This is a genomic window from Spirosoma flavus, from assembly GCF_054778555.1.
Window position 1 is genome coordinate 1137283 of the sequence record NZ_BAAGZL010000001.1, and the last position, 20884, is coordinate 1158166.

Below are 20884 nucleotides of genomic sequence, written 5' to 3' on the forward strand. Positions count from 1 at the left end.
TAGAAAATTTTACAATCAACTAAGGGGGTTTTTAAAAAAAGTTGTCTTGATTGTATATGATTGACCTGCTACGTCGGGGAAATCGCAGCCTATGCAAACCCGCCCTCTAAACCCGTCCGCTGATCAATCGAAGGTTCAGCCATTACTCGATAACGCGATCGAACAGCCAGACGAGAAGCCAGTTGAAGCCAATACTGAATTATTCATCCAACGGGCTTTTGCTGAAAGTCCTCAGAAAGGCTGTGAGCTGCTGTTTCGACGATACCATCAGGCTTTGTGCAGCCATGCCATTCGGTTCGTCTATTCGAAAGAAATTGCTGAAGACCTGGTTAGCGATGTGTTTTGCAAATTCTGGAAAACCAAAGCCTACGAAAATGTAACCTCCTCGTACCGTTTTTATCTGTTCCGAAGCGTTCGTAATGAAGCTTACAATTACCTGCGACTTGAATTTCAGGAACTTGAAGATATTACAACCGCCGAAAGTCGCGAAACGACATGGAGTCAGCGCCCTGATCAGGTTCTCCAGTTTGAAGAAGTATTTCACCGGGTCGAAGATCTGGTCGAATCATTACCTCCCCAATGCCGCAAAGTCTTCATGCTGAGCCGGTTTGAAGGACTTAAGTACCAGGATATCGCTACCGAATTAGGCATTTCGATTAAAACCGTTGAAGTCCACATTAGTAAGGCGCTGAGTGTAGTTCGGAAAGGACTCAAAGATCACTGGCTGATGGTGATGTGGGGATTCTGGTACCTTCCATTTCTTCAATAACCCATCACGAATAATAGCTTTGCCACTGCCACAACAAACGACTCTACGCTATGGAAGTTGTTAATAAAGATTTGATATTCAATCATTTTTCGCGAAAAACGTCGCCGATTCAGCGCGAGTTGATTGCTAATTGGCTTCGCGAAGAAGGAAACGAGGAGCGCTACTACGTATGGCTGGAAGAATGGGAGAACAAACAGCCTCAATACCAGACTAAATCTGAGGAAGCGCTACGTCGGTACAGTACGTTTCTGAGCGAGAATCCGCATGAGATTAGAACACCTACTGCCGATCAGGTACACGAGTTGCCCGTGTCGAATCGCTGGACTCGACCCCAGTGGCTGTTAGCGGCTTCGGTTTTGTTGTTGCTGGGAATCAGTACGTTCTTATTTTGGGATCAGGTTTTGTACCAGACGTATCAGACAGCTTACGGCGAAACGCGATCACTTCGACTGTCAGACGGAAGCTCGGTTCTGCTGAATGCAAATTCTCGTCTGGAAATACCTCGCTGGGGCTTCGGTCGAAAAACGCGCGAAGTAACGCTGACTGGCGAAGCTACTTTCTCCGTAACCCATTTGCCAGATGCACAGCGGTTTATCGTGAAAACAGCTAATAATTTTAACGTAGTGGTATTGGGTACCGAGTTCTCCGTTTTCGCCCGGAAACGTGGGGCCAGAGTCGCGCTGAATAAAGGAAAAGTACAACTTCAGTTTCAAGAGGGCCAATCTTCTAAACAAGTAATCATGAAACCGGGCGATTTGGTTACGCTCGATCCACACAATCATTTGGCCATCAAGACAATAAGCCAGCACAAAAAGCAGGTAAACTGGCAGGAAAAGCGATTTGTCTTCGATGAAACGACCTTGCAGGAAGTCGCCTACATGCTGGAAGATAATTACGGATTGCAGGTTTCGATTAGAAACAAGGAACTGGCCGAGCGCGTGTTGATGGGTTCGTTTCGGGCTGATAACGTAGATCAGCTTTTGCAGTCTATTTCTGAACTGCTCGACATTACCGTCGTTCGGCAGGGTAATAAAGTTCAGATCATGGATCAGTAGCAGCGTAGACGTAACACTTTCAGGCCCACGGAACTAGGGTTTACCAAATTCGGAGCCCTTGCTAATAACAGTAAAACTCGATAGACTAAAAGGTAAAATATTGATTATCAAAAATTTACAAATTCTTTGGAAAAGAAAAATTGCATACTAAACTTTGCCCACCAGTTAACAAGACTATCGTGTTGGCCGCTGAATTACTTACGGAATGAATCGTTCTGTTTTGCGTGAACGGCCAGTTGATTACTGCTCACTCAGTTGAGTCTGATGAATGGACTACCCACTTTTAAATCCCTTATGATTGTATGATTAATTCGTTACAAAAAATCCCAAATGCGGGTTTATTGGCGCTCTTGTTTTTGGTCGGGCTTCAACCCGGCTGGTCGCAGTCGGTCGTACTGGCCCGTAATTTTCAGCAGAAGCAGGTAACTGCTAGCAGCCGCCAGCTTAGGGAGGTGCTTACTGAACTGAAAACGCAGTATGGTGCTGAAATTATGTTCGAGTTGAAAACGGTAGAAGGTATTTCTGTGTCGCCGGACGTAGTGAATTCGAAAAACTCACTCGAAAAAAATCTGGAAACCTTGCTACGTCCGGTCGGTCTGCGCTACAAAAAAGTGAATCGTAATTCGTTTTTGATTCTGGCTGAGAAAAAAGCTAAAAAAGTAGCCCTTCTCAGCAGTCAACCGGCGGAATTTATAGAAAATCAGGAGTCTGCTACGTCGTTAGAAGGGCTAATAAAAACGCCGACCGCCTTAGCTTCAATGAATATTCGAACCGACGTAGCGGCTGACCCGATTACGGGTACGGTCAAAAGTCAGTCGGGCGAAACGTTACCGGGAATTAACGTAGTGATCAAGAACACAACCCGAGGCACCAGCACGGATGCGAACGGAAAATTTACGATCGATGCACCCGCTAATTCCATTCTTGTTTTCTCGGGAATTGGCTTTGCGACGCAGGAAATTGCGATAAATAATCGGACTCGTCTGGATGTTACGTTGGCCTCGGACAACAAGCAACTCGATGAGGTTGTGGTTATCGGTTACGGTACGCAGAAACGTGAAAGTTTGACGAATTCAGTGGCTCAGATTGGTGCCGAAGAGATTGCCCGTCGCCCGGTGTCAAACATTCAGCAGTCGTTGCAGGGGCAACTGCCGGGTGTAACGGTGCTCGATCAGGGAGGTTCGCCCGGGCGCTCCACAACGGCCATTCGCGTACGGGGAATCACTACGTTCAACATCAACGGCATTGGCAATACGTCGGGAAGTAACAATGGTACAGGTGGTTACGATATGAGCAAAAACGATGCGCTGGTGATTGTTGATGGGATCGAGCAGCGTTTGCAGGATATTAACCCGGATGATATCGAAACCATTTCGATCCTGAAAGATGCGGCTTCGACGGCGATTTACGGATCGCGGGCTACGAACGGCGTAGTACTGGTAACGACCAAGCGAGCGAAAGGCAGCAAAGTGCAGGTGGATTACAATGGTTACTACGCTATCCAGAATTCCATCAATACGCCCCACATGATGGGCATTGAAGAGTACATGCGTATGCAGGTCGCGGCTTACACGAACGCGGGATCGCCACTGCCAGCGCGCTTCACCGAACAGTCGATTCAGGCGTACGTAACGGCGACCGACCGGGAAAAATATCCGCTGCCTAATACGTGGTTTCAGACGGTGTTGCATGCGGCTCCTCAGCAAAATCATACGTTGTCGGTGGCCGGTGGCGGTGAAGCACTACGTACCCGACTAAGTTTGCGTTATCAGGACCAGGGTGGGATTATTACGAATTATAACAGCAAAATTGGTGAGATACGACTAAACACCGATTACACCATTTCGCCCAAGTTACGCGTGAGTGGTGATATCAACTATCGCTATAACTATTCGCAGACGCCGGCCATCGACCCGGTCAATTTCATCTTACACGGTTCGCTCTGGGCCGTTCCAAAATATGCGGATGGTACGTATGGCCTGAGTACGCAGGGCAATAATCCGATCATGTATGCCGAAATCAGCGGTCTGAACAAGCGATTCGCGGATTATCTGACGGGTTCGGTAAAAGGTGAATGGGACATTGCCGAAGGGCTAACGTTCTCGACGCAACTGGCTGCCCGAGGCTATTTTACGCAGGAAAAGAACTTCGCTAATTCTTACGTGAATACGGACAAGAATACCAACATCACCAAAACCGTTGCCAACAATACGCTGAACGAAGTTCGTAATACGTTGCGCGAATACACGCTGATTAGCTTGTTGACGTATAGCAAAAACGTGGGCGATCACAATTTCAAAGGGTTGCTGGGGTATTCGCAGATCGGGAATACACAAAACTTTCTGACCGCCTACCGCGAGCGTTTCTTCAATAATGACATTCAATCGATTGGTCAGGGCGCGAACGATGGTACCAAAAGCAATTCCGGAAATGATGCGGTTTACGGGCTGCGGTCGTATTTCGGGCGGATCAATTACGATTACAACGGCAAATATCTGGTTGAGGTAAACGGGCGTTACGATGGTTCGTCCAAGTTTACGGGCGACAAAATTTATAGCTTTTTCCCCTCATTTTCGGCGGGCTGGCGGCTTTCGAAAGAAGCGTTCTGGGAAGGTCTGCAATCGACGGTTAGCGACCTGAAACTGCGCGGTTCCTGGGGCATAACGGGTAACCAATCGGTTGATCTATACAGTTATTATGCGTCGTTGAAAGCCAGTGGTTATGATTTTAACGGCGCGGCTGTGCAGGGCTATCGGCAAACAAACCTGGCCAATACCAACCTGGGTTGGGAATCGACAACGCAACTGGATTTGGGTTTGGACGCGTCGTTCCTGCGTGGGCGCCTGAACCTGACCGTCGATTATTACCGGAAGCTGACCAACGACATTCTGCTGAATCTGGACATTCCGGCTACGGTTGGTCTGATTGCTTCTCCTCAAAATGCTGGTTCGGTCGAAAATAAGGGTTTGGAAATTAGCCTGAACTACCGGGGAGCCAAAAGCTCATCTGGATTCCAGTACAATCTGGGCGGTAATTTCAGCATGAACGAAAACAAAGTTGTCGATCTGAAAGGAACGGGTCCTTACCTCATCGGGTCGGATATTGATCCGCGGTACATCATTGCAGTAGGTCTGCCAATCAATGCGTTATGGGGCTACAAAACCGCCGGACTGTTTCAGTCGCAGGCAGAGATCGACGGTTATAAAGCGACCTATGCGGCCAATACCAAGCCGGGTGACGTGAAATATATCGACACCAACGGCGATGGCAAGATCGACGCTAATGACATGACGAACATTGGTAATACGTTCCCAAAATTCACGTTCGGGCTTAATTCAAATTTTTCATTCAAGAATTTCGAGCTGACTTTATTGTTCCAGGGAGCCGCCAAAGTGGATACGCGTCTGGCGGGTGCGCTGGCTGAAATGGGGAATCAGGAAGGATTTACGCACTCGATTTACACCAATAACTACTGGACGCCTACAAATACAGATGCCCGTTTCCCAAGACCGTTAAAATTCGACTTGCGGAACGTTGCTACGTCGGATCGACTGATTATCGATGGGTCGTATGTCCGGCTGAAAAACATTCAGCTGGCTTATAATCTGCCCGTCGCGCTTGCCAATAAAGTGCGGCTGAATCGGATTCGGGCCTACGTATCGGCGACCAACGTATTTACCATTTCAAAATTGAACGAGTGGAATCTGGACCCCGAAGTTGGCTCGGGTCGGGCGGTGTATTATCCGCAAACATCGCTGTACACCCTTGGGCTTAATCTGAACTTCTAATCCGGTCATTTTTCAGACAGAAAACTCATGAAATCAATTCGTTATATCATACAAGCCACTTTTCTGACACTCGCCGTTGGACTAACCCTTACGTCCTGCGACCGGGAATTGTTAGACACTGTGCCAAACGACCGATTATCGGAATCGTTATTCTGGAAAACCGAAAACGACGCCCGACTGGCGACGAACTCGCTCTATACAGACCTCGACAGTACGAATATTTTTAGCTGGGATGCGCTGACCGATATTGGTCACGTCAATCAGCCCTTCGACCTGCACGCCTATATTGAGTTGGGGCAATACGATGCCACCAGCGCGCGGATTTATGGCGAATGGGCTAAAGCCTACAAGGGTATTCGGGCGTGTAATTATTTGCTGGAAAACATCGATAAAGTGCCATCGACCAATACGACGCTGATCAACCAGTTTAAGGGCGAAGCACGGGCACTTCGGGCGTATCAATACCTGAAACTGGCTAGTTTCTTTGGTGATGTACCCTTGGTAACAACGGCCATTTCGCTGGACGAAAGCCGAGCCCTGGTACGTACCCCAGTGGCACAAATCTGGGATTTTGTGGATAAAGAACTGAGCGACGCGGCTGGCCTCTTACCCACTACGTATGCCGCAGCTGACAAAGGACGTATCACGAAAGGGGCTGCTACAGGACTTCGGGCGCGGGCTAACCTGCTTGCGGGTCGATATCAACAGGCGGCCGATGCAGCCGATCAGGTCATTAAACTTGGTATTTACGGACTGAACGATTCATACGAAAAGCTATTTTCCTACGCAGCCGAAAACAACAAGGAAGTGATGCTGGATCGGCAGTTTATTAAAGACACCTATCCGGTCAACGTGTTTGCCTACATGGCACCGTATAGCCAGAAAAGCGCCAATAGTAACTTTGTTCCGACTAAAAACCTGGTCGATACGTATGAAACTACGTCGGGTAAGCTCATTACCGATCCGACCAGTGGTTACGATCCGGCCAATCCATACGCCAACCGCGACCCCCGACTCAAGTTCTCTATTTTTCTGACGGGAGACGTATTACCGAGCGGTGTTACGTTCCGGCCTGAACCAAATAGTGGTACGGCCGATGCGGTGGGTAATACGTACATTGCCTCGACGACGGGTTTCAATCTCAAAAAGTACATTAATGCCGACGATTACGCCAATCCGGGCAATAACGGCATCAACATTATTCTGCTACGTTACGCCGAAATTCTGCTGACGTATGCGGAGGCAAAAATTGAGATGAACCAGATTGACGCCAGCGTAATCAATGCGATTAACGCCGTTCGAAATGGACGTAGTGATGTGAAGCAACCCGCCATCGCTAGTACGCTGAATCAGGCCCAATTGCGCGAGATTATTCGTCGGGAACGTACCGTTGAGCTGGCCTTTGAAGGGCAGCATTTATTCGATATTCGTCGCTGGAAAACCGCCGAAACCGTGTTGCCTGGCCCGATTTACGGCATTACGTACAAAGCAGCAGATGGAAAATTGACGACGCTTCAGGTGGTCGGAATCAATCGCACGTTTGACAAATCGCGTCATTATCTTTGGCCTATTCCGCAAAAAGAACGCAATCTGACGCCAACTCTTTCTCAGAATCCGGGCTGGTAGTTAATGTTTGTCAACCGTTTTTTAGTCATGCTGACGCAGAAAGGATGGCAAAAAACGGTTGACAAAATCAAAGCATGTTTCCCTGAAAATTTATAAAAATCACTCTCTATGCTACGTCTCTCTCAACGTTCACTTCGCTTGTTGATCGGGGTTACTACGTTGGTTAGCCTGGGTTTACTCGCCAGCTCCTGGATAAAGAAACCAGCTCCTACCACGCCCAACGTCGTCCTGTTTTTTATGGATGATATGGGATATGGCGATTTGACTGTAACTGGCGCGCTTGACTACACAACGCCCAATCTGGATCGGATGGCCGCCGAAGGGTCGCGCTTTTCCAATTTTCTGGCAGCTCAGGCCGTATGCAGTGCCTCAAGAGCGGCTCTGATGACAGGCTGTTACCCCAATCGACTGGGTGTTTCTGGGGCATTCGGCCCTAATTCGCCAGTTGGACTGAATCCAAACGAAGAAACGCTGGCTGAATTATTGAAAGAAAAAGGCTACGCGACCGGTATTTTTGGCAAATGGCACCTGGGTGATAATAAGCAATTTTTGCCACTTCAGCAGGGATTCGATGAATATTATGGCGTGCCCTACTCGCACGATATGTGGCCCTTACACCCCGCTCAGGCACAGGCGCATTACCCACCACTACGTTGGATTGAGAATAATGAGCCAAAACAGGAAATTAAAGACCTGAACGATGCGGGCCAGATTACCCAAACCGTTACCCAAAAAGCGCTATCGTTTATTCAGCGGCATAAGAGCAAACCGTTTTTCCTGTACGTACCGCACCCGCTGCCACACGTACCGCTGGCGACTTCTGCTACGTTCAAAGGCAAAAGCGCACGGGGTATTTTCGGCGACGTAATGACAGAACTGGATTGGTCGGTAGGCCAGATTCTTGGCGAACTGAAGAAGCAGGGAATCGATAAAAACACGCTCGTTATTTTCATCAGCGACAATGGTCCCTGGTTGAATTATGGCGATCATGCCGGTTCATCGGGTGGTTTTCGGGAAGGGAAAGGAACATCGTTCGAAGGCGGGCATCGGGTGCCGTGTCTGGTACGTTGGCCGGGTGTTGTACCGGCTGGCCGGGTCAGCAATAAACTCCTGACAACGATGGATATTTTGCCGACCGTAGCGAAAATCTGCGGAGCTCGTCTGCCTAAACAACGTATCGACGGGGTTGACTGGCTTGCTTTATTGAAGGGGGATAATTCTCAGACGCCCCGTGATCGGTTTTACTATTATTACCGCAAAAATAGTCTGGAAGCGGTTCGCGAAGGTGACTGGAAGCTGATATTCCCGCACCCAGGACGTACCTACGAAGGATTTCTTCCCGGTCAGAACGGCAAACCGGGACAAACCACCGAAACCAAGGATATCGCAGGAGGTTTATACGATCTGCGCCGTGACCCAGGCGAGCGTTACGATGTGAAAGAACAGCATCCAGAAATTGTCGCGAAATTGGAAAAACTAGCCGAAGAAGCCCGCGTTGACATGGGCGACGATTTGCAGAAACGCACCGGAGCTAATGTCCGTGAGCCGGGACGTATTACAAACTGATTTTACCAGAACGTAGCTATTGAATAAGGTATTGCTGGTGCTAAGGGCTTCAACAGGCTCAGCAATACTTTATAAATAACTCAATCACATTATCAGTTATCCATCATTCATATTAAATACTAGAAGCAGTTTTTAGCTTTCTGCCGAAAAACGGATCAATCCAAGGCCTTTTGTAGTTCGTATAATACCGTAACAGCTACTGACAATCACCTCCATAGCTGTTGGGAAAGTGATATGAACGAACGTATTGAAAAAATCAAACAATCAATTGAACCGCTTCGGCAGCAGATAATTAACCACTCGGTATACGCACACATCCAGGATGTCGACGATTTAAAGGTGTTTATGCAGTACCATATTTTTGCGGTCTGGGATTTTATGTCGCTGCTTAAAACTCTGCAAAACAACCTGACCTGCACATCGATACCTTGGTTTCCGAAAGGTTCGGCCGACACCCGCCATTTGATTAATGAAATCGTAGTTGGCGAAGAATCGGATGTTGATCAGGATGGAAATCGCAAAAGCCATTTCGAGCTGTATCTCGACGCCATGAGACAGTGTGGAGCCGACACAAATCCGATTGATACGTTTTTAGGTGTATTGCAGCGTACTGGCGATTTTAATCAGGCTTTTGAAATTGCTAAAGTGCCGCAAGCCGCTCGTGAGTTTGTTGAGTTTACGTTTGATACCATCCGGAGTAACAAAGACTATTTGCAGTCGGCCATTTTTACGTTTGGGCGAGAGGATTTGATTCCGGGCATGTTTTTTTCAATCGTCAGCGACATCAACAAGAATTTTCCGGACAGCATCAGCATTTTCAAATATTATCTGGAGCGACACATTGAAGTTGACGGTGACCATCACAGCCATCTGGCTTTACAAATGACCGCTAATCTTTGTGGCGACAACGACGAATATTGGGAAGAGGCAGAACAGGCTACAATAGCGTCGCTGCAAAAACGCATCGATCTATGGAATGGCGTTTACAAGGAACTTTTGGCGGAAAAGGCCGAAAATCTTATAAGTTAAATCAAGCTTCCTTGCTATTAAAAAACAGGATTTCCCTATCTGAGAGAAACAAAAATCCCCTGAATGATGGTTCGTTCAGGGGATTTTTGATGATAAAGAATTTCTAGTTTATAGTTCCCGAATCTGGATATTCTTATACCAGACGCGCTCTTTAGGGCTGTGGTTTTGTAAGGCGATTTTACCTTTGGCATGTGGAGTAGCGTAAGGCCAGTTCGCAAATTTGCTTTTGGCAACCAGCGCTTTCCAGTTGTCAGAGCCGTACTCATAATCGACTACTTTTTTGCCGTTCAGGTAATGCTCGACGTGGTTCTTGTTGACGATGATACGTCCTTTATTCCATTCGCCCGGAGCTTTTGTTGCACTCATATCTGAAGGCGCAATCATGTCATAATCGGCGCCGGTCATTTGAGTGTCTTTCAGGTTATACGGCTTGCCATCGGCGGTCATATATCCCTTATCATCAATGACCTGGTATTCTGGCCCTGACATATACGTTGATTTAATATCTGGGTTGTCGATGATTTTATAAACGACTCCGCTGTTGCTGCCTTTCGGAATTTTGAATTCAAATTCCAGTTCGAAGTTTTCGTATTCTTTATCCGTCACCAGATCGCCACCGGTGCCGTCGGGCGTCAGAGCACCATCTTCAACGTACCAGCCAACAACTCCATCTTTATGGTAGCTGTGCCAGCCTTTTATGGTCTTGCCATCGAATAATGAGGTCCATCCTGGGGGAGATACAAATGCGAAGCCGGAAGCAGCAAAGCCTATAAAATATATCGCTACTTCTATTTGAAATAATCGCTTCAGTGTACGGCCTAGTACGTCTAATTGAATAAATCGTTTCATGAGAGTTTAGAATGTTTTGGGTAAAGGTAATAAGTAACGCGGACATGTTGTCCGCAGTCTTATCGAGAATATTTATAAGACTGCGGACAACATGTCCGCGTTACTTTTACCTTAGCTAGCCATTTCGCGGGCTGCTTCGGGATCGTTGTATTTGCGGTCCAACCCTTCGGTCGACTTTTGGTCGGAGCGGTCAGGGCCAGAGATCATGTCCTGCGCCTTCATACTGCTTTCGTCGGCCATTTCGCGGGGAAGTTTCTGCGCTTCCTGCGCTTCTTCAGGCCGCTCACCTGGCTGATTCTGCGCTTTATCTTTTGCGTTTACGTCATACGGACGAGCCGAATCACCCGTATTGGGTTCTTCTTCCATACCTTCTTCTGAACCGGGCTGCGCTTTAGAACCTTCTTCCAAGCCTTCGTAGTTCGTATTCGGAACATAGCCATCAGGCTTCGGGCCATTTGTCGGAATGACGCCGGGTCCTGACATGGTGAACGTACTAAGCTGACCATTAACCTCATGCGAACGATCGGGCTCGCTTGGCTCCTGAATTTCGGGTACAGCCGGTTTGGGCGTGCCGGGTAAATCCGGGATTTCAGGGCCGGGGACTGGTGGCGTCGGTGGCGTTTCTGGAATACCAGGAACGGGCTGCATCGGATCAGGCGTTCCGGGTGTCGGCGGAATCATGTCGCCGGACGGACTGCTGATGATGTTCCAGCCGCCGAACGTACTGGTCGGTGTCGACTTGGTTTGGTTCTGATCTGGCTCATCTTCCGAAGGCAGACCCGTGTTGACGGTAGAACCAGCGTCCGGATTACCAGTAATGTCGGCTACGGCAATTGGGTCGTTTGGCAGGTTATTTTCGTCAACTCCTGTGCCAACGTGTAGCGAAGCATCGGAGTTTTCGTAGGTTTTTCCGTGCGAAGGTTCGCCCTGTACGGTACGTTCCTCGTCGGAGCTATACCGATTGCGAAGTTGCTCGTCTGCTACGTCATCTTCTGTATCGCCGATGGGCGTTAGCTTTCCGTCGACGAGCTTAACCATATTTGTTTCGCCCTGATCGGCACCGTATTTGGTTTCTGCGTTTTCGTTCGAAACCATATCCGCCTGCCGCGATTCGTTAAGGGCTGATAAATCTGAATTTTCCATGACTGTTGTACGTGTTTGAAGTCTATGGAAAACCACCTAGAACAGAAAAGGTTTAGCTGGCGTAACGCGGACATCTTGTCCGCGGTGTTAATATAACTGGCGGACAAAATGTCCGCGTTACGCCAGCGCATCGTACAGAATCTCGGCGGGGTGCTGGGCCTTACGTCCGGTACCGTCTTTGATCTGATGGCGGCAACTCGTACCAGCGGCTGAAATAATCGCTTCTTCGGCCTGACGAACGGCGGGGAATAGCACGAGTTCGCCAATCTGCATCGACAACTCGTAATGCTCGGTTTCGTACCCAAACGAACCCGCCATACCGCAGCAACCCGACGGAATCAATTGCACCGTATAATTCTTCGGCAACGACAGCGCCTTTTTCACCGGAACCATCGACGATAATGCTTTTTGATGGCAGTGACCGTGAACTTTCACCAGCCGGGTTTCTTTAGTGAATAGATTCTGGTCGATACGTCCGGCATCAGCTTCACGGGCAAACCACTCTTCGAACAGAAATGTATGTTGGGCGATACGTAGTGCGTCGGCTTTCAGCTCCGTCGGAACCAGATCCGGGTATTCGTCGCGAAAGGTCAGAATGGCCGACGGTTCCAGGCCGATAAGCGGAGTTTGCTCAGTAACACGATCTTTAAGCAGCGTTACGTTCCGAATCGCAATCTGCCGGGCATCGTCTACTAATCCTTTCGACAGGTACGTTCGGCCACTTTCTATGTGTTCCGGAATCGTAACGGAATAGCCCAAACGTTCCATTAACTGAATGGCTTTTTGCCCCACTTCTACGTCGTTGTAATTCGTGAACTCATCACAGAAAAACAGAACTGATGACGCGTTGGTACCAGTCGATTTCTGATTTCTTTTCGTAAACCACTTCCGTAACGTAGTGCTAGCCAGCTCAGGCATGCTACGTTCGGGGTGGAAACCGACGGATTGGTTCGCTAATCGACGTAGCGCCGGACTGTCGTAAATAGCGTTGTAAGCCCAGGGCGCAATACTAGCCAGTGACATCAGTTTGGTGAAATTGCCGACCAGCCGGGCACGTAGCGGAATGCCGTTTTCCTTGTATTTCTGCTGAATGAATTCGGATTTCATCCGCGTCATGTCCACGCTTGACGGACATTCGGCTTTGCAGGCTTTGCACGACAGACACAAATCCAAAACCTCGCTCACCGTTTCATAATCGTGGTTGGTGGGCTGCTGCGTATTGCTGTAAAAATGACGTAGTATATTGGCTCGCGCCCGCGTTGTATCGCGTTCGCGACGGGTCGCCATGTAGCTGGGGCACATCGTTCCGCCCGAAATGGCCGTTTTTCGGCAATCGCCGGAGCCGGAGCATTTTTCTGCCAGTTCGAGCAAACCGCCGTCTTTCGAAAAATCGAATATGGTTTTGGGTTGTGGAATTACTACGTCTGCTTCCGAACGCAGATGTTCGTTCATCGGTGGCGTATCGACCACTTTGCCGGGATTGAACGTATTGTTTGGGTCCCAAAGCGCCTTGACTTCCTTGCACAACTGGTAATTTTCGGGCCCGAGCATAAACGCGATGCACTCACCCCGTAGCCGTCCGTCGCCATGTTCACCGGATAGTGAGCCGCCGTATTTTTTGACCAATTGCGCCGTGTCCATTAGCAATGCCCGAAACTTCGTCCGCCCTTCCGACGATTTGAGGTTAATGAGCGGTAATACGTGAATTTCACCGGCTCCGGCGTGGGCCGAATATTCGAGTTTTAAGCCATGTTGCTCCCACGCCATCTGGTCCAGTTCATCAATATAATCGGGCAAGTCGTGAACGTCTACGGCTGTGTCTTCAATCACATTCGCTGGTTTTTCGTCGCCGGGAATATTGTACATGATACTCAGACCCGCTTTACGTAGCGCCCAGGGTTTTTTGGTTTCCTCATCGAACAGAATGGGGTAGGCGTAGCCGAGGTTTTTCTGACGTAACGCATCGACAAACTGCTCCGCTTTCTGGCGAACGCCTTCAACGGTTTCATCGAAAAATTCCACCATCAGAATGGCTTTGGGATCGCCTTCAACAAACGTTCGGTTTTTGGCCTGCTCAATGTTCGTTTTGGTCAGTTCCAGAATATAATCATCGACCAGCTCCGACGCGTAACATTGATGTTCCAGCGCTACCAGATTAGCTTCCAACGATTGACGTAACGTAGTGAAATGCGCGCAAACCAGCGCCGATTCCTTGGGCGGTAGCGGCAGCAAATTCAACTTAGCCTCCGTAATAAAACACAGCGTCCCTTCCGACCCCGCAACTAGGTTGGCGAAGTTGAAGGGCATATTCTCTTCCCGCTTGTCCGCAAAAAACGACACCAGCGCGTCCAGCGCATAGCCCGTGTTACGTCGGGTAACGGTTGGCTTGGGGTAACCTTCGCGGATGTGGTTTTGGATGGTTGGTTGAGAAAGCCAATCGCGGAATTGGACGTAGAGCTTTTGTTCGAGGGGGTTTACTACGTTCTCGCCCCGGCATTTCGCGTCGAATTGTTCTTGTGTAAGGGGACCAAATGTTACTTCGGCTCCGTCGCTCAGGACCGCTTTTACTTCTAGCAGATGATCGCGCGTGGTGCCCCAGACGATGGAGTGAAGACCGCAGGAGTTGTTACCAATCATGCCGCCAATCATGGCACGGCTGGCGGTTGATGTTTCGGGTCCGAAAAGTAGCCCGTGCGGTTTTAGAAAGGCGTTCAGATCATCACGGATGACACCCGGTTGCACACGTACCCAACGTTCTTCGGAGTTGATATCCAGAATACTTCCGAAATATTTAGAAATATCGACCACAATACCGCTACCCACTACCTGGCCCGCCAGCGACGTACCAGCCGCCCTGGGAATCAGACCCAGTTTGTGCTGCTGCGCAAAGCGAAGCAGTTGTTTGATATCGGCGACCGATTTCGGGAGCGCCACCGCAACCGGCATTTCCTGATAGACTGACGCGTCGGTTGCGTAGAGAACGCGCTGGGCGGTGTGTTCAGGAGATTCGTCGAAATATAAATCACCTTCAAACGAAGGAAGCAGGTTGGCGAAGGGGTGCGTTTGCTTGATCAGAAACATAACTCAAAATTACAAAGAAACTGGCAGGTAAGGTAAGCGACCAACTGACTTATAAATCTACAATAAGCCGCATTTTGACATCCTGGCGAAAACCGCTACATTCGGACTGATTATCAACGTATTCTTCAAACCAACCTCCAATACCATGAAAAAACTGTATGCCGTGCTCGCGCTGGGCGTTGCCGGTCTTTCGCTGCTGGCTAACACAACCCGGCCTGTTGCCAATCAATATGGAATGACGGTCGGTACGCCCGCTATCAAATCGATTAATGCGCTGACGTTTGGCCCTGATGGCGTCCTGTTCATCGGCGACGGCAAAAGCGCGGCAGTGTTCGCGGTCGATACAAAGGATGCCAATGCTGTCGAAAAGGCCAATGCGGTTGAAGTCAAAAATATCGATGAGAAAATTGCGGCCCTGCTCGGTACCGGCGCAAAGAATATTACGATTCAGGATATTGCAGTCAATCCGAAGTCGAAAAACGTGTATTGCGCTGTGCAGAGCAGCGACGGTACGCCGGTTTTACTCAAAGTAGAAGGTGATAAACTGACACCCGTTTCGCTGAAAGAAGTGCCTTTTTCGACCGTTACGTTAGCGAATGCCCCCGCCGAAGATGCAAAAGGAAGTCGGGGCGAATCGCTACGTATAGCTTCGATTTCGGATATGGGTTTTGCCGATGGAAAAGTGATGGTAACGGGGCTGTCGAATCAGGAATTTGGTTCTACGTTCCGCAGCATTCCGTTCCCGTTCACGAACGCGCAGGATCAGGCGTCGCTGGAAATTTACCACGCAGCCCACGCCAAATACGAAACCATGTCGCCAATCCGGACTTTTACCACGACGGAAATCAAAGGCAAAAAATACTTGTTGGCCAGCTACACCTGCACGCCATTGGTGCTGTTCCCGCTGGACGAGCTGAAAGCCGGTAAACATGTGAAAGGACGTACCGTAGCCGAAATGGGTAGCGGCAACTCGCCACTGGATATGGTTATGCTGAAAAAAGGTGACGAATCGTTCCTGCTGATGGCTAACTCAAATCGGCCAGTGTTCAAGGTGAAATACAAAAGCCTGGAAGATTATCAGGGAGCGCTGACCACGCCGGTGACGGAAAGTTTCGCGACGGCTGGCGTTGATTTCGTATCATTGCCCGTAACGAACGTAATACAGCTCGACAAACTGGACGACTCGCGGATGGTGTTGCTCCAACGTCGTTCGAATGGTAGCCTTGATTTGTGGACGTCCAGTGAACGGTATCTCTAAAAATATCAACATGATACGTATCAGGCTATGCACGTTGTATAGCCTGATTTTTTTTGCGGCTGGTTTGCTTGTTACGTGTCGTTCGGGCGATGAGGGCAATCTTGCCATCCGCTGGAGCGACGAACGGGCAATTGGTCTGTTCATTCCCGAACGCTACGCTGTTGGTATCGCTCCTGATTCGCTGTCCAAACTCTTAACGATACGTCGACAGGGTGTAGAAACGGCTATTGCGGGGCAGTTCCTACGTAGCGACGAAGGGATTGTGTTTGAGCCATTGGTACCTTTTACGCGGGGCTTGCAGTATGAGTTGTGGATACGTAGCAAACGTCTCAGTGAAGTAGAAATTCCGGCCTTGGCCGATAATGACCGCCCGTTCCTAAAAGGCATTTATCCGTCGGCTGATACGTTGCCGGAAAATCTGCTGAAGATTTATGTGCAATTTTCCCGACCCATGCGCGAAGGTCAATCGTTGCGCTACGTTACGTTGCTGAAAAACGGTACTGATACGTTACCAAACGTCTTTCTCGATCTCCAACCCGAGCTTTGGAACACCGACCGTACCCTGCTCACGCTCTGGCTCGATCCGGGACGTATCAAACGCGATCTTCGCCCAAATCAGCAATTGGGCGCACCGTTGCAGGCTGGCGCTACGTATCGACTGGCGGTTTCTGGAGACTGGCCTGATACGCAGGGGGCTACGTTGGGGAAGACACTGAGTAAAACTTTTGTAACAGTTTCGCGAGATGGTGTATCGCCCGACCCTATGCAATGGTCGATGAGTCAACCTATTTCTGGAAGTCGGCAACCCTTAGCCATTACGTTCCCGGAGCCACTTGATTATAGCCTGCTTCTGGAAACATTCCACATACGTCGCGAGGATGGTACGTCGGTGAATGGAACGTGGCGGACGAGTTTTGATGAAGAAAAAGTTGTATTTACACCCACTAAAACCTGGTTGGCGGGCAACTACACGCTACGTATCGAATCACGGCTGGAGGATTTGGCTGGAAATAACCTGAATCGCCCTTTTGATCGGGACATCACCCAACGTAAAGCAAATGCTACGTTCCTGCCGTTTAAAGAACGGGCTTTTCGGATTCGGTGAGAAGGAAATGAGTGCGGGTGGGTATTAGTAAATTCGTTACTGATAGTCAGCGAAGTCATCGAGTGGGACATCGAAATCAGGACTCATTTTGAACAAACCTTTCGCACTACCAAAAACAGGTTTATTTCGCTCGACAGGTTTATCGTTCACTTTATTAGAAACCAGAAATTCTATGAAGTTAGCTACTTCTGCCTGATAAACAGGCGGTAACTTCTGGTAGTTCTGATATAGTTGAAGATAAGTCATCGAAGCCAATAAAGTTTGAATGATAACAAACACAAACCTTGGGAATCCAACCCAATATAGATAACTTGATTTTAAATTGAAGGCTTAAAGTGTCATAGGAGACGCACAACGATATTGACCTTTTGCCTGTTTTTCGGGTTTACTTTCCTGCCTGCTGTTATATCAAGTTTGACTTGCAGTACTATAGTCGAAATTAATAAAACTGAAATAGTTATGGAAACAAAAACAGGAATAGCAAAACTAACAGTGATGGTGGCCCTAGCGTGGTGGTCTGGTTTGGATTGTCACATAAGCAGTTAGAAGTGTTCGGAAATAGCAAAAGGTTAGTGTGTAGGGCAAATGGGGGTTCGATTCCCCCACACCATTCTCTATTTATTATTCTCTTCAGGCGATGTTAGATGCTAACATCTGACACAGTTTTCTCAAACCCGACACCACCACAAGTCATCATTACGCAGCCTGACTACGTTTAGTGAAGTAATAAATTGGAATACCTAAGCCAGCGATCAGGAGGCCCATGCCCGTGTTGAAGGTTTTGGTATACAGTAGAATAGCGCAGATGGTTAGTCCGGCGATGATGTACAGGGCGGGAACAAGCGGATATCCAAAAGCGCGATAAGGCCGCTCGGTGTTGGGTTCGGTACGTCGGAGACGGAACAGACCGGCGATGGTAACGATGTAAAACAGCAACGAGGCAAATGTACAGTAGTCAAGTAAATCACCGTATCTGCCTGATAGGCAGAGGATAGAGGCCCAAATGCATTGCACCCACAAAGCCCGGCCCGGTACGGCATTCTCGTTCAGGTGCGAGGCTTGTTTTAGAAATAAACCGTCTTTAGCCATCGCGTAGTACAGACGGGCACCGGCCAGAATCAGGCCGTTGTTGCAACCGAACGTCGATACCATAATCAACACAGCCATAATGGCCACCGCTACGTTCCCGAAAACGGTTTCAACGGCGGCCGTGGCGACCCGATCCGCTTCGGCAAACTGAATACCGCGCCCAACAATATCGGTGGCAGTTGGTAAGCCTTTCAGTGGGAGCAGCGACAGGTATGATACGTTGGCCAGGAAATAAATGGTGGTGACGATGAGTGTTCCAAAAAAAAGAGCGAGCGGAATGTTACGTCGCGGATTTTTGATTTCGCCCGCAATGAACGTTACGTTGTTCCAGGCATCGGCCGAGAATAGCGAGCCAATCATCGACGTACCAAACGCCAGAATCAGGGCCATACCCGCCAACGGAAGTACCTCGCCCGTTGGCGACGTTGTGCTGGCATCCCAGGCGTTGGTCAGGTTGTTCGACAGCAAACCTGTACTCAATCCAATGGTGATACCAATGGCAATCAGGCCTAGTAGCGCAATGAGTTTGGCTGATGTAAATACGTTCTGGATGAATTTGCCGCTTTGTACACCCCGGCTGTTAAGCCAGGTAAGCAACACCAGACTCGAAATCGCAAACAGTGATCCCAGCGTAATTTTGACGGGCCCTAGCGCCAGCAATACATTATCGGGACCTAGTGCTGGAATAAAAACGGCGGTGTATTTCGTGAAAGCCACCGCTACGGCCGCAATGGTTCCGGTCTGGATGACCATGAAAACGGTCCAGCCGTAGACGAAACCTGTCAGTGGTCCAAACGCCCGCTGAATGTAAATGTATTGTCCACCCGCTTTCGGCATCATTCCGGCCAGTTCGCCGTAACTGAGCGCAGCCGCCACGGTCAGTACGCCCGTTAAAACCCAGAGCATCAACAGCCAACCCGACGAGCCAAGGTTCCGTGCCATATCGGCAGTGACAATGAAAACGCCGGAGCCAATCATGGAGCCGGAAACGATGAGAGTTGAGTCGAGCAGACCCAGTGAGCGGTTAAATTCGGTCGGCTCGGCGGTGGCTTCGGCCGATGAAACTGAATTTGAAAGGTTTTCTGCCATGAGGAATAGGTTATTCGTACAAGAAGCGCTCAAATAGCCAAAAATGCAAATGAACCCATCGGAAAATCAAAACCGGGATTTTAACAGGATTGAAAAGATTTACAGGATTGGAGTTGTAAGCAAAATCCTGTAAATCTTTTCAATCCTGTTAAAATCCCGGTTCTGAATCACTTCGCCCGGATGGCAATAACTGGGTCGAGACGGGAAGCTGTGAATGCCGGAATTATACCGGAAAGGATGCCAATAACGCTCGATACGCCCAGCCCAAGTGCAATATTGCCAGCGCTAAGTTGGAGATCGAGGCTGCCTAAATTCATGAACGACAGCAGGTAAACCAGAAAAATACCCGCCAGCCCACCGACCAGACTCAGCAGAACAGCTTCGAACAGAAACTGAAACAGAATAAAGTAATTTTTCGCCCCCAATGATTTCTGGATGCCGATGACGTTGGTACGTTCTTTCACGCTGACAAACATGATGTTAGCAATACCAAATCCGCCGATCAGAATCGAAAAACCGCCAATCACCCAGCCGGCGAGGGTCAGCACCACGAAAATGCCGCCAATGGCTTTGGCCAGTGCTTCAGGACGGTTAATGGCGAAATTGTCATCCTGCAGAGGACGTAATCCCCGTCGGGTACGTAGCAATCCACGAATTTCGCTCTCCAGCTCAACCAGCCCATCGTCCGTATCGAATCCTTTAATAGCGATGTCAATATCGGGCTTGCCTGAGTGAAACATTTTGGCAAAAGCCCCGTACGTAATCAGGCATTTGATGTCGGGATTTCCACCTACGTTGAGGATGCTTTCGCCTTTACGTTTCTGCACGCCAATTACCACAAAATTCAGCCCGTTGATTTTGAACGTAGCACCAACAGGACTCTGACCCGGAAACAGGTTCTCTGCTACGTCGGCACCGATAATCGCTACGTTCCGTGATACGTCGACCTCCTGCTGTGTGAAGTAGCGCCCCTGTTCGATAGGTACTTCCGAGATTTTGTTGTAATCCAGCGTAGTACCCTGAATCAGACAGGCCATGCTGTTATTCGCATATTTTACCGTAACCCGCCCTTTAAAATCCATCGCAACAACGGCCTGCGCATTTTCAAGTTTTTCACTCAGAAAACGGTATTCGTTGTACGTGGGTACGGGCCGCTGGAAATACCGCCACCAGGGAAAATCATTGCTGAATACCCAGGGCCATTTCTGCACATATATTACTTTGTCGCCGATAAACGAAAGGCTGTCCTTGATGTTACGTTCGAGCGAATCGACCAGGGTGAACACGGCGATGATCGCAAAAATGCCTACCGTTACGCCCAGCAGCGAGAGCGTAGTACGTAGCAGATTGGAACGTAGCGCCTGCCACGCAAATCGGAAACTTTCGAATGTTTGACGAATAAACGGCATCTCTCGTGACAATTCTAGCCAATGAAAG

At 49.0% G+C, this 20884-nt stretch carries 14 protein-coding genes; 8 read left to right on the forward strand and 6 right to left on the reverse strand.

The genetic code is table 11. From position 1 onward, the window contains the following. Nucleotides 1-91 precede the first annotated feature (91 nt). The 6 genes from ACYVF1_RS04395 to ACYVF1_RS04420 all read left to right on the forward strand — a co-directional run bounded on the left by ACYVF1_RS04395 (nucleotide 92) and on the right by ACYVF1_RS04420 (nucleotide 9833). Nucleotides 92-769 carry an RNA polymerase sigma-70 factor gene (locus tag ACYVF1_RS04395; RefSeq protein WP_461076001.1) on the forward strand — a complete coding sequence of 226 codons (678 nt, stop codon included), beginning with the start codon at nucleotides 92-94 and terminating at the stop codon, nucleotides 767-769. A gap of 50 nt (nucleotides 770-819) precedes the next feature. Beyond that, nucleotides 820-1824: a FecR family protein gene (locus ACYVF1_RS04400; protein ID WP_461076003.1), complete on the forward strand. Its 1005-nt coding sequence runs from the start codon at nucleotides 820-822 to the stop codon at nucleotides 1822-1824. Nucleotides 1825-2126: 302 nt separating this feature from the next. Continuing rightward, on the forward strand, nucleotides 2127-5612 hold the full coding sequence (locus ACYVF1_RS04405) for a SusC/RagA family TonB-linked outer membrane protein (RefSeq protein WP_461076005.1): 3486 nt from the start codon (nucleotides 2127-2129) through the stop codon (nucleotides 5610-5612). A gap of 27 nt (nucleotides 5613-5639) precedes the next feature. Next, nucleotides 5640-7238: a RagB/SusD family nutrient uptake outer membrane protein gene (locus ACYVF1_RS04410; RefSeq protein WP_461076007.1), complete on the forward strand. Its 1599-nt coding sequence runs from the start codon at nucleotides 5640-5642 to the stop codon at nucleotides 7236-7238. Between the two features lie 108 nt (nucleotides 7239-7346). Continuing rightward, nucleotides 7347-8804: a sulfatase family protein gene (locus ACYVF1_RS04415; protein ID WP_461076009.1), complete on the forward strand. Its 1458-nt coding sequence runs from the start codon at nucleotides 7347-7349 to the stop codon at nucleotides 8802-8804. Nucleotides 8805-9038: 234 nt separating this feature from the next. After that, nucleotides 9039-9833, forward strand: a complete 795-nt coding sequence (locus tag ACYVF1_RS04420; protein ID WP_461076011.1) for a DUF3050 domain-containing protein — start codon at nucleotides 9039-9041, stop codon at nucleotides 9831-9833. A gap of 108 nt (nucleotides 9834-9941) precedes the next feature. Here the strand turns inward: ACYVF1_RS04420 and ACYVF1_RS04425 are convergent, their stop codons facing one another. The 3 genes from ACYVF1_RS04425 to ACYVF1_RS04435 all read right to left on the reverse strand — a co-directional run bounded on the left by ACYVF1_RS04425 (nucleotide 9942) and on the right by ACYVF1_RS04435 (nucleotide 14906). Continuing rightward, nucleotides 9942-10682, reverse strand: a complete 741-nt coding sequence (locus ACYVF1_RS04425) for a 3-keto-disaccharide hydrolase (RefSeq protein WP_461076013.1) — start codon at nucleotides 10680-10682, stop codon at nucleotides 9942-9944. A gap of 111 nt (nucleotides 10683-10793) precedes the next feature. Next, nucleotides 10794-11825, reverse strand: coding sequence for a hypothetical protein (locus ACYVF1_RS04430; RefSeq protein ID WP_461076015.1), 1032 nt, complete (start codon nucleotides 11823-11825; stop codon nucleotides 10794-10796). A 117-nt stretch (nucleotides 11826-11942) separates the two neighbouring features. Continuing rightward, nucleotides 11943-14906 carry an FAD-binding and (Fe-S)-binding domain-containing protein gene (locus ACYVF1_RS04435; protein ID WP_461076017.1) on the reverse strand — a complete coding sequence of 988 codons (2964 nt, stop codon included), beginning with the start codon at nucleotides 14904-14906 and terminating at the stop codon, nucleotides 11943-11945. A 145-nt stretch (nucleotides 14907-15051) separates the two neighbouring features. Between ACYVF1_RS04435 and ACYVF1_RS04440 the strand changes: the two genes are divergently transcribed. Together ACYVF1_RS04440 and ACYVF1_RS04445 are read left to right on the forward strand one after the other, a co-directional pair. Next, a complete protein-coding gene (locus tag ACYVF1_RS04440) occupies nucleotides 15052-16164 on the forward strand; it encodes a hypothetical protein (protein ID WP_461076019.1) in 1113 nt (370 codons plus the stop codon). Between the two features lie 10 nt (nucleotides 16165-16174). Beyond that, a complete protein-coding gene (locus ACYVF1_RS04445) occupies nucleotides 16175-17269 on the forward strand; it encodes an Ig-like domain-containing domain (protein WP_461076021.1) in 1095 nt (364 codons plus the stop codon). Nucleotides 17270-17305: 36 nt separating this feature from the next. Here ACYVF1_RS04445 and vapB read toward each other — a convergent pair whose 3' ends face one another. The 3 genes from vapB to ACYVF1_RS04460 all read right to left on the reverse strand — a co-directional run bounded on the left by vapB (nucleotide 17306) and on the right by ACYVF1_RS04460 (nucleotide 20856). Beyond that, on the reverse strand, nucleotides 17306-17515 hold the full coding sequence (gene vapB, locus ACYVF1_RS04450; RefSeq protein ID WP_461076023.1) for a type II toxin-antitoxin system VapB family antitoxin: 210 nt from the start codon (nucleotides 17513-17515) through the stop codon (nucleotides 17306-17308). A gap of 450 nt (nucleotides 17516-17965) precedes the next feature. Next, nucleotides 17966-19447: an APC family permease gene (locus ACYVF1_RS04455; protein WP_461076025.1), complete on the reverse strand. Its 1482-nt coding sequence runs from the start codon at nucleotides 19445-19447 to the stop codon at nucleotides 17966-17968. A gap of 167 nt (nucleotides 19448-19614) precedes the next feature. Continuing rightward, nucleotides 19615-20856, reverse strand: a complete 1242-nt coding sequence (locus ACYVF1_RS04460; protein ID WP_461077807.1) for an ABC transporter permease — start codon at nucleotides 20854-20856, stop codon at nucleotides 19615-19617. Nucleotides 20857-20884: the final 28 nt, after the last annotated feature.

Excerpts from the sequence above, each read along its gene's own strand:
- ACYVF1_RS04395 (WP_461076001.1), top strand. The coding sequence starts at position 92 with ATGCAAACCCGCCCTCTAAACCCGTCCGCTGATCAATCGAAGGTTCAG.
- ACYVF1_RS04400 (WP_461076003.1), top strand. The coding sequence starts at position 820 with ATGGAAGTTGTTAATAAAGATTTGATATTCAATCATTTTTCGCGAAAA.
- ACYVF1_RS04405 (WP_461076005.1), top strand. The coding sequence starts at position 2,127 with ATGATTAATTCGTTACAAAAAATCCCAAATGCGGGTTTATTGGCGCTC.
- ACYVF1_RS04410 (WP_461076007.1), top strand. The coding sequence starts at position 5,640 with ATGAAATCAATTCGTTATATCATACAAGCCACTTTTCTGACACTCGCC.
- ACYVF1_RS04415 (WP_461076009.1), top strand. The coding sequence starts at position 7,347 with ATGCTACGTCTCTCTCAACGTTCACTTCGCTTGTTGATCGGGGTTACT.
- ACYVF1_RS04420 (WP_461076011.1), top strand. The coding sequence starts at position 9,039 with ATGAACGAACGTATTGAAAAAATCAAACAATCAATTGAACCGCTTCGG.
- ACYVF1_RS04425 (WP_461076013.1), bottom strand. The coding sequence starts at position 10,682 with ATGAAACGATTTATTCAATTAGACGTACTAGGCCGTACACTGAAGCGA.
- ACYVF1_RS04430 (WP_461076015.1), bottom strand. The coding sequence starts at position 11,825 with ATGGAAAATTCAGATTTATCAGCCCTTAACGAATCGCGGCAGGCGGAT.
- ACYVF1_RS04435 (WP_461076017.1), bottom strand. The coding sequence starts at position 14,906 with ATGTTTCTGATCAAGCAAACGCACCCCTTCGCCAACCTGCTTCCTTCG.
- ACYVF1_RS04440 (WP_461076019.1), top strand. The coding sequence starts at position 15,052 with ATGAAAAAACTGTATGCCGTGCTCGCGCTGGGCGTTGCCGGTCTTTCG.
- ACYVF1_RS04445 (WP_461076021.1), top strand. The coding sequence starts at position 16,175 with ATGATACGTATCAGGCTATGCACGTTGTATAGCCTGATTTTTTTTGCG.
- vapB (WP_461076023.1), bottom strand. The coding sequence starts at position 17,515 with ATGACTTATCTTCAACTATATCAGAACTACCAGAAGTTACCGCCTGTT.
- ACYVF1_RS04455 (WP_461076025.1), bottom strand. The coding sequence starts at position 19,447 with ATGGCAGAAAACCTTTCAAATTCAGTTTCATCGGCCGAAGCCACCGCC.
- ACYVF1_RS04460 (WP_461077807.1), bottom strand. The coding sequence starts at position 20,856 with ATGCCGTTTATTCGTCAAACATTCGAAAGTTTCCGATTTGCGTGGCAG.